9 protein-coding genes, 1 tRNA gene and 1 other RNA gene are annotated in these 12,090 nt (G+C 60.3%); 5 read left to right on the forward strand and 6 right to left on the reverse strand.

What is annotated here, in order from left to right; translation table 11 throughout:
- Positions 1–49: 49 nt before the first annotated feature.
- Together KR49_RS08915 and rnpB are read right to left on the reverse strand one after the other, a co-directional pair.
- The gene (locus KR49_RS08915; protein WP_043694305.1) at positions 50–1,567 is read right to left on the reverse strand and encodes a WcbI family polysaccharide biosynthesis putative acetyltransferase; all 1,518 of its coding nucleotides are present in this window, start codon (positions 1,565–1,567) and stop codon (positions 50–52) included.
- 110 nt (positions 1,568–1,677) lie between these two features.
- An RNA gene (gene rnpB, locus KR49_RS13090) (RNase P RNA component class A) lies at positions 1,678–2,065 on the reverse strand.
- 54 nt (positions 2,066–2,119) lie between these two features.
- Here rnpB and KR49_RS08920 point away from each other — a divergent pair.
- The 3 genes from KR49_RS08920 (at position 2,120) to KR49_RS08930 (ending at position 3,112) form a co-directional block, all read left to right on the forward strand.
- Positions 2,120–2,193: transfer RNA gene (locus tag KR49_RS08920), tRNA-Arg, on the forward strand.
- 93 nt (positions 2,194–2,286) lie between these two features.
- Positions 2,287–2,613 (forward strand): hypothetical protein, encoded by a 327-nt coding sequence (locus KR49_RS08925; protein ID WP_043697216.1) that lies wholly within the window; start codon positions 2,287–2,289, stop codon positions 2,611–2,613.
- A gap of 37 nt (positions 2,614–2,650) precedes the next feature.
- Positions 2,651–3,112: a hypothetical protein gene (locus KR49_RS08930; protein WP_043694307.1), complete on the forward strand. Its 462-nt coding sequence runs from the start codon at positions 2,651–2,653 to the stop codon at positions 3,110–3,112.
- On the opposite strand, the gene KR49_RS08935 is transcribed toward KR49_RS08930, so the two are convergent.
- From KR49_RS08935 to KR49_RS08945, 3 genes are read right to left on the reverse strand one after another with little or no spacing between them, the layout of a single operon-like run.
- Positions 3,095–4,171 carry an acetate/propionate family kinase gene (locus KR49_RS08935; protein WP_043694310.1) on the reverse strand — a complete coding sequence of 359 codons (1,077 nt, stop codon included), beginning with the start codon at positions 4,169–4,171 and terminating at the stop codon, positions 3,095–3,097. The two genes, KR49_RS08930 and KR49_RS08935, sit on opposite strands and share 18 nt — an antisense overlap.
- Positions 4,171–6,693: a glycogen/starch/alpha-glucan phosphorylase gene (locus KR49_RS08940; RefSeq protein ID WP_043694313.1), complete on the reverse strand. Its 2,523-nt coding sequence runs from the start codon at positions 6,691–6,693 to the stop codon at positions 4,171–4,173. The genes KR49_RS08935 and KR49_RS08940 overlap by 1 nt, the downstream gene beginning before the upstream one ends.
- 57 nt (positions 6,694–6,750) lie before the next feature.
- Positions 6,751–9,183, reverse strand: a complete 2,433-nt coding sequence (locus tag KR49_RS08945) for a phosphoketolase (RefSeq protein WP_052378220.1) — start codon at positions 9,181–9,183, stop codon at positions 6,751–6,753.
- Between the two features lie 215 nt (positions 9,184–9,398).
- Between KR49_RS08945 and KR49_RS08950 the strand changes: the two genes are divergently transcribed.
- A complete protein-coding gene (locus KR49_RS08950; RefSeq protein WP_043694316.1) occupies positions 9,399–10,781 on the forward strand; it encodes a cation:proton antiporter in 1,383 nt (460 codons plus the stop codon).
- A 14-nt stretch (positions 10,782–10,795) separates the two neighbouring features.
- On the opposite strand, the gene KR49_RS08955 is transcribed toward KR49_RS08950, so the two are convergent.
- Entirely contained in the window at positions 10,796–11,122 is a 327-nt protein-coding gene (locus tag KR49_RS08955; protein ID WP_043694318.1) for a hypothetical protein, read from the reverse strand.
- Positions 11,123–11,170: 48 nt separating this feature from the next.
- On the opposite strand from KR49_RS08955, the gene KR49_RS08960 reads away from it, so the two are divergent.
- A complete protein-coding gene (locus tag KR49_RS08960) occupies positions 11,171–12,079 on the forward strand; it encodes an alpha/beta fold hydrolase (RefSeq protein WP_043694321.1) in 909 nt (302 codons plus the stop codon).
- Positions 12,080–12,090: the final 11 nt, after the last annotated feature.

Genomic DNA, 12,090 nt, shown 5'->3' on the forward strand with positions numbered 1-12,090 from the left:
AGCGATCATCTTTCGCTTGATCGCATGGCGTAGCCTTCAATAAAGCTGCTTATTTAAGCATTTCGTTGATGAAATTTCGGGCTATTGTAAGTTTGGGGTGGCTTGCATTGTGATCAAAGATGCTTGGATTGGTTTTGTATAAGTTAATGCTTGTCTTGATTTGAGGCACGTAGTCTTGTAATGACGTTCGTGCCTCAATCTGCCCAGAGGCTTCCCATGGGTGTTGGAAATGCGTTGAGGTGAGTGACCTTGTTACGAAGGATGGTATGGGAAGTTGTAGTTGATTGAGTGGATCTTTTGTGTAGGGTATGTAGTATGCAGCATCGCACTTTAAAGCCTTCGTCCATATTTTTAAATACATTTTTTGGAGAAACTGGTTGCCTGGATGGTTGAATGTATGGCCAGTTCCTGCCTCGAGGTTGTCTTGTAGAATATCGGCATAATTTGGATACCTCTTTGAGAATTGTAGAAATGAATTCACGGCTACATTGTGAATCACCGTAGATCCCTTGTAGTGATCTTTTTCGGTGAGATAAATGGCATGAAAAAACTTTTCAATCCTGCCATCGGTCTCCTGGCTTAGTTGCATGGCAAGAAAGTCATGGTAATCGCCATAAAGGTGGTCTGAGTGTTGAAGGTCTTTTCCTCTGAGCGTTGCTCCTGCTTTTGTTTTTACGTATCCAAAGAGTGGGTAAAATGCTTCAAAGTGAAAAGAGGGATAGCTGATGAATAGTGATTCTTGGTGACACTCTTTAGATGCCTTTTCAGATCCAAAGCGAAATCCATTAAACCCCTCTTTGACTGGTATCATGAAAATCATATCGGCGCTTTTTACATCTTCAAGCCAATTGTCAATGGTCGATTGGTGCTCAATCAAGTGATACGGTTCAAGGCATTTGATTTGGGAAAATGGAAAGCTTTCTTCCAGCCATTCAGAAATTGCTTGAATTTGGCAGTTGCCTGCGATGCAGATTGAAGGCGGCATTTGCTTAGGACTGAATCTTTCCTGGTTGGTAGACATATAGTGGTTCATTTTTTTCTCAAGCTCAATGAGTTGATTGCAGGCAGGAGAAGATGAAATCGCTTTTTTGAGTAATTTCTTGGCTTTTTTTGTTTTTCCCATGTGGATCAAATTGAGAATCGTTTGAGTTTGTAATTTGATCTTTTTGGGGCAAAGAAAGGCTAGTTTTAGCTGGTATTGAAAGGCTTTCCTGTGTTTTAATTTGCTGCATAATCTGAACGCAATTTTTGTCAGGCGCCTGTTTTTGGGCTGTTGCTTAAGCCCTTTTTCCAGGATTGCAATCGCTGCTTGTGTTGAGCCCAGGTCGTCTAGGCATCTGGATGCACGTGCATATCCCTTCCAATGATCTGGTTCAAGATCAATCAGGCGTTGTGCAGTTTTCAGGGCGATTTTTGGTCGCTTTGTTGCTTTGTATAAGCGGAAGGCGAGATTGTGAAGAGCTCTGTCGTTAGGGAGCTCTCGAATGCCTCTTTTTAGAAGCTTTTCAGCCTCTGCATAATTTTTTGCGTCTAACAGCGCGGCAACTTTCTCAGAGTCCGCTGCCATCTCGGTCGTCTCCTGAAATGCTGTCCGTCGAAGCTTGAATTCAGTTTAGCTAAGTCGTTGAAGAGACGATCCTGGTTGCTAAGTGATGTGCTTCTTGGTTTGTTCGGATTGGGTGAAAGCAGGACATAAGCCGGGTTCTGTTCACACCTCCAAGGAGGGTGGGCGGTTATCTATCTGGGACCGACGTCTCCGCCGGCCTCGAGCGGCGCGTTCAGACGGAACGGGGCCAATGGCCAGCCGTCGTTCCTTGGCCTTGCTCCCAGCCGGGGTTTACCGAGCCAGCACCTCTCGATGCTGCTGGTGCGCTCTTACCGCACCTTTGCACCCTTGCCTGTGCCTGGGGGAGGTCCCCACGGGGCCATCGGCGGTGTGTTTCTGTGGCACTCTCCTCACGGTCACCCGCACTGGGCGTTACCCAGCAAGCCTGGCCATCGGGGAGCCCGGACTTTCCTCAACCGGATCCGGTGGGATCCGATCGCAACCACCTCGCCTGCTTTCATTCTCCATCATGCCCCGTGGGCATAATTTGAGGGTCCAGGGCCATCGGTCCCTGGGGCTGTAGCTCAGCCGGATAGAGCGACGGTTTCCTAAACCGTAGGTCGTGGGTTCGAGTCCCGCCAGCCCCGTCACGAGCCTCGTCTCGCTGTAATCACCGCTACATCTGGTGGGGTGGTTTGATCGCGCACCACCGCTAGGGTTGGGCCAACAAGGTGGGTGCCATGACCCAGCTCCACGATCTCCGTCTTCGCCTGCTGGTGCAGCAGGAAAGTGAGCGGATCGCCGATTCCCAGCAGGCGGATCTCGATCTCTCAGTGGTCCAGGCCAGGTGCCTGTGCTGGCTTGCCCTTCTGGCTGAAGCCCATGAGGATCAGGCCAGCGACGCAGAACGTCGCGGCGACACCGAACAGGCCATGGGCTGGTTCGCCGATTCCATGCGGCTCAGGGATGTGATTCAGGTGGTGTCGTCCATCGAGATTCCCCTGCCTGGAACCCTTGAGGACGATGAGAAGGATGCCGACGACAGTTCTGATCCCCTTGCGGCCTGACGGATGCCATGATGTGGAATGTGTAAGAGGGACTGCGGTGCCGGAAGAGCCCTGCCAATGCCCGGACTGTCAGAGGTTCTACCGGGAGCATGACCGGCTGATCCGTGAGTTCCCGACGCTGCGCCAGCAGCAAGAGCTCAGCTGGGCCGCCCTCCAATCCTTCCGAACGCTGTCCGGTCGCGTCCTCGAAGACCTTCAGAAGCAGCACGGCTCCCGTGCGGCCGAGGCTGCGTCAGCCCAGCCTCTCTCCGTCGCTGGAGGTGGTGAGGAGTCGTCTGATGCGCTTCAGCAGGCGATGGCTGATCTGGAGAACATCAATGCCCATCTGTTCTCGATTGAGGCTCTGATGGAGCGGGTCTTCGATGTGCGCGTTCCCGAAGAGATCGAGCAGAAATTCCGGGAACTGGCGGGTGAGCTGGCTCCCGATCCGCTGAATGTGGATCGGCTGCGGCTGAACCGCCTGCTTCACCAGACGCCCGACCTACCCGACCGCAGCTGACGCCGGCGTTTCGCTGTGGCGTCGGCAGAGGCGGGCGATCATGCCCTCCTCATCCGCTGGAATCACCACGGTGGTGAACGCTCCCCACCACTGAAGAGACTCGCTCAGCTCCTCATGGAGTTGTCGGTCGTGTTCGCCGATCCCTCCCGTGAGGGCCAGCACGTCCACTCCGCCGAGGCTCGCTGCCATTGAGCCGAGCAACTGCAGCAAGCGGTGACGGAACACCTCGAGGGCCCGGATGGCTCCGTTGTGGCCGTGGGCAGCGGCCTCACGGATGTCACGCATGTCGCCGCTGAGGCCCGACAGCCCCTTCAGTCCGGATTCCTTCTGCAGGATTCTGGCCATCTGGTCCTCGCTGTAACCCTCTCGCATCAGCTCCAGCAGCAGGCCTGGATCGATGCTGCCCGACCGGGTGGCCATCACCAGGCCCTCAAGCGGGGTGTAGCCCATCGTGGTGTCGATGCAGCGCCCCCCTTTCACGGCAGCCAGCGAGGCGCCGGCGCCGAGGTGGGCACTGATCAGCCGCAGCCTTGATGGGTCCCTGCCCTGACTGCGCCACTGCTCTGCGGCGGTTTCCGCCACATGCTGATGGTTGATGCCGTGGAACCCGAAGCGGCGGAAGCCACGGCAGCGGAAGTCCTGGGGAATGGCATAGCTGTAGGCCGCCGCCGGCAGACTGCTGTGGAAGGCGGTGTCAAAGCAGGCCCACTGAGGCAGCTGCGGCGCCCAGCGCCGACTCCAGGCCAGGCCCTTCAGGGCTGGCGGATTGTGCAGTGGGGCTAGGGGAATCAGTTCCTCGAGGGTCGCTTCCACCTCTGGTGTGATCCGGGTCGGAGCTGTGAAGCGCTCACCTCCGTGCACCACCCGATGACCGATCAGGCTCACCTCCTGGCGATGGGCTTCCAATTCCGGTGCCAGCCAGCTCTCCAGCACCTCGTCGAGAGATTCATCCGCAGCAATGCTGCGGCTGCTGTGCCAGGGGGCGGTCCCGGTGGAATCCACCAGGGCCGCCTTGAGGCTGGAACTGCCGAGATTGATGACCAGGCAGAGGTCGGCCATCAGCGCACGTCGCAGGTGATTTCGACGTTCAGGGCCTCCACGTTCCAGATGTTCTGGCAGTACTCAGCGATGGAACGGTCGGAGGAGAAGAAGCCGGTTCGTGCTGTGTTCAGCAGCGACATGCGGTTCCAGTGCATCCGATCGGTCCAGGCGAGGCTGACCGCTTCCTGGGCGCGCAGATAGTCGGCGAAGTCCGCCATCACGAAGAAGGGATCGTTGCCGGTGAGGTTGTCCAGCAGAGGCCGGAACAGTTCGCCATCGCCATTGCTGAAGTGGCCCATCTCGATCAGGCGCAGGGCTTCCTGCAGCTCAGGGACGGCGGCGATGAAGTCGCCGGGACGGTAACCCTGCTCCTTGAGAGCCTTGATCTCTTCGACGGTTTTGCCGAACAGGAAGAAGTTCTCGGCACCCACCAGCTCACGGATCTCCACATTGGCGCCGTCGAGGGTGCCGATGGTGAGGGCACCATTCATGGCGAACTTCATGTTGCCGGTGCCGGAGGCTTCCTTGCCGGCGGTGGAGATCTGCTCCGAAAGATCGGAGGCGGGATACACCCGCTCCGACAGTTTCACGTTGTAATCCGGCAGGAACACCACACGCAGGCGTCCGTCCATGTCGGGATCGCTGTTGATCGTGTCAGCGATGCCATTGATGAAACGGATGATCAGCTTGGCCATGTAGTAGCCGGGAGCCGCCTTGCCGCCGAAGATCACCGTGCGAGGGGCCATGCCGTCGGCCTGACCGTTCTTGATCCGCAGGTACTGGGTGATCACCTGCAGGGCGTTGAGGTGTTGGCGCTTGTATTCGTGAATGCGCTTCACCTGCACGTCGAACAGGGTGGAGGGATCCACCAGCACACCGGTGTTCTTGTGGATGTAGCCGGCCAGCTTGCGCTTCACCGACAGCTTGGTTTCGCCCCAGTGCTCGAGGAAGCCGTGGTCGTTCTGACGCTCCTCCAGCTTGCGCAGGTTCTCCATGTTGGAGATCCAGTCCTCACCGATGTGCTCGTTGAGCAGGGTGGACAGCTCGGGATTGGCCAGGGCCACCCAGCGGCGGGGGGTGACGCCATTAGTGACGTTGGTGAATTTCTCGGGCCAGAGCTCGGCGAATTCCGGCAGCAGGTCGGTTTTCACCAGATCGGAGTGCAGCGCCGCCACTCCGTTCACGTGGTGGGCACCGATGGTGGCCAGGTGCGCCATGCGCACCGCCTTGCTGCCGTCTTCATCGATGATCGACAGCTTGCGCTGGATGGCGTCGTTGCCGGGGTAACGCAGACGCAGCTGCTGGAGGAACCGGCGGTTGATCTCGTAGATCAGCTCCAGGTGGCGGGGCAGCAGGCTGCTGAACAGGTTGAGGTCCCACTTCTCCAGGGCCTCCGGCAGCAGGGTGTGGTTGGTGTAGGCGACGGAACGGGAGGTGATGTCCCAGGCCTTCTCCCAATCCATGTGACGGTCGTCGATCAGCAGGCGCATCAGCTCCGCCACGGCGATGGCCGGGTGGGTGTCGTTGAGCTGAACGGTCCAGTACTTGGGGAAGTCCTCCACGGACAGGCCTCGGTTGTCGAGGCTGCGCAGCATGTCCTGGAGAGAGCAGCTCACGAAGAAATGCTGCTGCTTCAGACGCAGACGCCGGCCTTCATCGGTGCCGTCGTTGGGATAGAGCACCTTGGAGAGGGTTTCGCTCCCCACCTTCTCCTCAACGGCGCCGTAGTAATCGCCGATGTTGAAGGCGTAGAAGTCGAAGCTTTCGGTGGCGTCGGCGCGCCAGAGGCGCAGACGATCGCAGATGTTGACGCGATATCCCAGGACGGGCACGTCGTGGGGGATGCCGATGGCATGTTCGGCGGGGATCCAGCGGGAGCGGTAGCTGCCCTTGTCGTCGATGTAGCTCTCGGTGCGGCCACCGAAGCCGACGAAGCAGGCCTCATCGGGCTGGGGCAGTTCCCAGGGCCAGCCGCCCTTCAGCCACTTGTCGGTGACCTCCACCTGCCAGCCGTCGCGGATCAGCTGGTCGAAGATGCCGAATTCGTAGCGGATGCCATATCCCGTGGCGGGGATCTTCAGGCTGGCGAGGGATTCCATGTAGCAGGCCGCCAGACGGCCGAGGCCGCCGTTGCCGAGCCCCGGCTCCTCCTCCACCTCCAGGATCTGCTGCAGCGACTCGATCCCGAAATTCCGCAGGGCCTCTTCGACCTCCTTCTGGATTCCCAGGTTGAGCAGGTTGTTGTTCAGCTGGGGGCCGATCAGGAATTCCGCGGAGAGATAGGCCACGGATTTCTGGGGGTGGGCCCGCATCGCCTCGGTGGTGGCGAGGTAACGCATCATCAGGCGATCCCGCACCGCATAGCTCAGAGCCATGTAGAGGTCATGGCGGCTGGCGGTGGGCGCGAGTTTGCCGAGCGTGAAGAACAGGTGCTCGGTCATGCCGTCGAACACGCTTTTGGCATCAAGCCCGGCGCGTTCGGGATCGTTGTAACAGCCAGGGGTCGGCAGACGCAGATCGAGGGGTTGGGAGGAGGTCATGGGAAAAGGCGTGTTTGAGAGGAACTCAGGCGAGGAGAGATAAAAGCGAGGTTTGGCTCAGCCGTTGCAGGCACCGTGGCCGAATTTCCAGCGCCAGTTGTTGATCTCGGGCGCATCCATGCCGTGGGTGTAGGCATGGTTGCGGTGCTTGTGGATCTCGTCCTTCATCCGCTCTTTGATGTGAGCGGCGCGGGAGCCGAGGCTGTCCACCCGATCGATCACATCGATCACCAGGTTGAATCGATCGATCTGGTTGCTGATGGCCAGTTCCAGGGGGGTGTTGATGTTTCCTTGTTCCTTGTAACCGCGAACGTGGAAGTTCGCATGGTTCGGTCTGCGATACGTGAGCCGGTGAATCAGCCACGGGTAGCCGTGGAAGTTGAAGATCACCGGGCGATCCGGTGTGAACAGATCCTCGAAATCGCGATCGCTGAGGCCGTGGGGATGTTCCGAGGAGGGGGACAGGGAGAACAGCTTCACCACGTTCACGTAGCGGATCTTCAGCTGCGGGATCTGTTCGCGCAGGATCTCGATGGCTGCCAGGCACTCCTTGGTGGGGATGTCCCCTGCCGAGGCCAGCACCACATCCGGTTCATCCATCTCGGTGCCGCAGTCGTCATTGCAGGCCCAATCCCAGATGCCGACCCCTTTGGCCACGTGACGACGGGCCTGATCCAGGGTCAGGTACTGAAGATGTTTCTGCTTGTCGGAGACGATGATGTTGGAGACATCGGTCTCGGTGAGGGCCTGCTCGGCGACGGCGAGAAGGCTGTTGGAGTCGGCAGGTAGGTAGACCCGGGTGATCGATCCCTTCTTGTTTCCGGCCAGGTCCATGAACCCTGGGTCCTGGTGGGTGAATCCGTTGTGGTCCTGCCGCCACACGGTGGAGGAGATCAGGCAGTTCCAGGGACCGATCGGTGCGCGCCAGGGGATCTCTTCGCAGTGCTCCAGCCATTTGCAGTGCTGGTTGTACATCGAGGAGATCACATGGGCGAAGGCTTCGTAGGTGTGGAAGAAGCCGTTGCGCCCGGTGAGCAGATAGCCCTCCATCATCCCGACCAGGGTGTGTTCGGAGAGCATCTCGATCACCGAACCGTCCCGGGACAGTTCACTGCCGTTCAGGTCCTCGGGGAGGAAATTGGCCATCCACACCTTCTTGGAGACCTCGTAGACGGCCTGAAGACGGTTGGAGTGGGTTTCGTCAGGTCCGAACAGCTTGTAGGCGCCGGGGTTCTCGCGAATGAGATCACGGATCACCTCGCCGAGCGGGTAGGTGTTCTCCGCCTCGATGGTGCCGGGCGAGTCCACATCGATGGCGTACTTCTCGATCGCCGGGAACAGCAGGTCCCGGCGCAGAACACCGCCGTTGGTGTGGGGGTTGCTGCCCATCCGGCGATCTCCGTTGGGGGAGAGGGCGCGGATGTGCTCCTTGACGGCACCGTTCTCGTCGAACAGCTCCCAGGGGCGGTAGCTCTTCATCCAGTCCTCGAGCAGCCGCAGGTGTGCCTCGTTGGTCCGAACGTCGGCCACGGGCACCTGATGGGAGCGCCAGAAGTTCTCGATCTTCTTGCCGTCGACGTCCTGGGGACCGGTCCAACCCTTGGGGGAACGCAGCACGATCATCGGCCAGCGGGGCCGGAAGGCTTCACCGCTGGTGCGGGCCTGCTCCTGCTGAGCGCGGATGTCGAGCACCGCCTGTTCGAAGGCCACCGCCATGTCGCGATGCATCGTCATCGGGTCGGCGCCCTCGACGAAAATCGGCGTCCAGCCGTACCCCTTCAGCAGGTTGTCCAGCTCCTCATGGTCGATGCGGCTGAGGATCGACGGGTTGGCGATCTTGTATCCGTTGAGATGGAGGATCGGCAGGACGGCGCCGTCCCGGATCGGGTTGATGAACTTGTTGATGTGCCAGCTGGTGGCCAGCGGGCCGGTTTCAGCCTCACCGTCGCCGACGCAGGCGATCGTGATCAGTTCGGGGTTGTCGAGGATGGAACCGCAGGCATGCGACAGCACATAGCCGAGCTCACCTCCTTCGTGGATGGAGCCGGGCATCTCCGCGGTGCAGTGGCTGCCGATGTGCCCCGGGAAGGAGAACATCTTGAAGAACTTCTGCAGGCCTTCCTCGTCGAAGGACTTGTCCGGATAGCGCTCGCTGTAGCTGCCGTCGATGTAGACCGGACCGCGGGCGCCTGGGGCGCCGTGACCGGGGCCTGACATGTAGATCATGTCCAGGTCGTATTTCCGGATCAGGCGGTTGGCATGGGTCCAGATGAAGGCCTGACCCGGGCTGGAGCCCCAGTGCCCCAGCAGGCGGGGCTTGATGTGCTCAGGCCGCAGGGGCTCCCGCAGCAGAGGGTTGCTCTGCAGGTAGATCATCCCGACAGCCAGGTAGTTGGCTGTACGCCAGTAGGCGTCAAGCAGCTGGAGCTCGTCGTCCGAGGGAGCGTTCACGGCGGCGAGGGCCTGCTGCTGATGAGGCGCGGTCGTCATGGAGTGTCAGGAAGGCAACACTTTTGGGAGGCACCCACGGCCTCAGGCGCCGATCGGGCGCTGGGACCATGCGGTTGTCCGGAAAGTAGCCGTCACGTCCTGGGCTGCCCGTAAGCGACCCGACATCAGGGATGTATCCATACGATCCGGACCTTGGCAATCACCAGCGTCATCGGACACCGCCACTAAGGTCGGCTTGAGCCTTGCGCAGCACAATGCTGTTTCCTGCCCTGCTGAGTGAGATCAGCAGCCATGACCTGGAGGTAGCCGAAACGCTGATCGGCGTGCTCCGGTTCATTCTGATCTTCATCGCAGCGCGGACCCTCTCGGAGTTTCTGGTCCGTTTCGAGCTCCCCACGATTCTGGGTGAGCTGATGGCTGGTGTGATCATCGGCGCGTCCGGTCTGCATCTGCTGGTGCCTCCGGAGACCCAGGTGCATCTCAGTGCCGCATTCAGTGATGTGGTGGGCGGCTTGGCCCACATCCCACCGGATGAGGTCCCCGAGATCTACAACGAATCGTTCGGGGCGCTCAGTTCCGTTTCGAATCTGGGTCTGTATTCCCTGCTGTTCCTGGCCGGCCTCGAAAGCGAGCTGGAAGAACTGATGGCCGTGGGGGCTCAGGCCTTCTCCGTCGCTGTTGTTGGTGTGGTGCTGCCGTTTGCACTCGGCACCATCGGCCTGATGAGCATCTTCCACGTTGATGCGATTCAGGCGATCTTCGCGGGAGCCTCCATGACGGCCACGAGCATCGGGATCACCGCGAGTGTGTTCAGCGAACTGGGATATCTGCGAACCCGTGAGGGGCAGATCGTGATCGGTGCTGCGGTGCTCGACGACATTCTCGGGATCGTGATCCTGGCGATCGTGGTGTCTCTGGCCGCAGGAGGATCCCTCGAGATCGGACCGATCGTGCAGCTTGTGGTGGCTGCCGTGGTGTTCGTGGCGGTGGCACTGCTGCTGAGTCAGAGGGCTGCTCCCGCCTTCGACTGGATGATCGATCAGCTCAAGGCTCCCGGATCCAAGCTCGTGGGGTCTTATCTGCTCCTGGGTGCAAGTTGCTTCGTGGCGACGGCCATCGGTCTCGAGGCTGCTCTCGGTGCCTTCGCGGCTGGATTGATCGCCAGCACATCGAAACACCGGCATGAGATCCAGGTGGCGGTCACGCCGATCGTCAGTCTCTTCGCCACGGTTTTCTTCGTGCTGGTGGGTGCCGGTATGGATCTCTCCGTGATCAATCCCTCCGATCCTTCCTCCCGTTCGGCGCTGGTGATCGCAGCGTTCATGTTCCTGGTGGCCATTGTCGGCAAGGTCGCCGCCGGTTGGGCAGTCTTCGGTAAGGAGAAGACGAACAACCTCGTGGTCGGCCTGGGCATGCTTCCCCGCGGAGAGGTGGGTCTGATCTTTCTCGGCCTGGGCACGGCGGCCAACCTGCTCACGCCCGGCCTCGAGGCAGCGATCCTTCTGATGGTGATCGGAACCACCTTCCTGGCTCCCGTTCTTCTCCGGATTGTGCTCAAGGGCAAGCCCCCGGAGGATGGGGACTCGATGCCACAAGAGTTGGTGGCCGATCCGACGGCAGGTCCCTCGGTTCCCTGAATCCCCTGACCGCGTCAGTCGGACCCGTCTCCGGAACTGGAGAGGGCCAGCAGCAGACTCCAGCCGATGCCGATCAGCGCCAGGCTGGAGGCCCATCCCGGTCCGAGGACCCAGCTCATCAGCAACTGGGCCACCAGCCCCACGGCCATCGCCAGCAGCAGGCTGCTGACCACCAGCGCGATCTGTTTCCACTGGTCCGACAGCGCACTGTCCGAGAGGCTTGATTCGAAGCGACCCAGTGGTCCGCTCAGCGGTACGTAGAGGGCCAGTGCCCAGAACAGGGCTCCACGCCAGAGAACTGCATCCGTCAATGGTCCGCCGTATGCCTCCAGCCCCTGCATTCGCTGTTGAAAACTGCTGCCTAGCATCGCCGCTCTGATCGGCCGGCTGTGGAGAGAGTCACCTGGAGCCATCTCGGCCATCCCGTGCATGCGGTGGTGGATCGCCCCGATGCACCTGATCCTGAGAGTCCGGCGCTGTTGCTGGTGCATGGCTTCGGCGCTTCAACGGACCACTGGCGTCACAACATTCCGGTTCTCGCCCGCAGCCACGACGTGCATGCTCTGGACCTGCTCGGGTTCGGCCGCAGCGCCAAGCCTGCGGGCCTGGCCTACGGCGGTGCCCTCTGGCGGGATCAGCTGGTGGCCTATGTGCGTGAGTGCATTGGTCGGCCGACGGTGATCGCCGGGAATTCCCTCGGAGGGTTCGCCGCCCTTGCGGCGGGAGCGGCCCTGAAACGGGAGTGCGCCGGGGTGGTGCTGCTCAATGCGGCCGGCCCTTTCAGCGATGAGCAACAGCCCCCAAAGGGCTGGGGAGCGATCGCCCGCCAGTCGATCGGCAGTGCCCTGCTGAGCAGCCCCGTGCTGCAGCGTCTTCTGTTCGAAAATCTCAGGCGTCCCGCCACGATCCGCCGCACACTGCGGCAGGTGTACGTGGACCGCACCAATGTGGATGAGGCCCTTGTGGAGTCGATCCGCCGGCCTTCCCTGGATCCCGGAGCCTTCGGGGTGTTTCGGACCGTCTTCGATATTCCTCGCGGTCAGCCTCTGGATGAGCTCTTCGCTGAACTGACAGCTCCCCTGCTGCTGCTCTGGGGCATCCGGGATCCCTGGATCAATGCTCCCGGACGTCGTGCCACGTTCCAGCGTCATGCTCCGCCGTTCACGACGGAAGTGGTGCTGGAGGCGGGGCATTGTCCTCACGATGAGGTGCCCGATCAGGTCAACGGCGCTCTGCTCGACTGGCTCAGGAGACCTGAGGTGAGCCAGAGCACCGGCATGGTTGCTGGCCAGAGCTAGTTTCCAGCCAC

The organism is Synechococcus sp. KORDI-49 (assembly GCF_000737575.1).
Taxonomy (GTDB): domain Bacteria; phylum Cyanobacteriota; class Cyanobacteriia; order PCC-6307; family Cyanobiaceae; genus Parasynechococcus.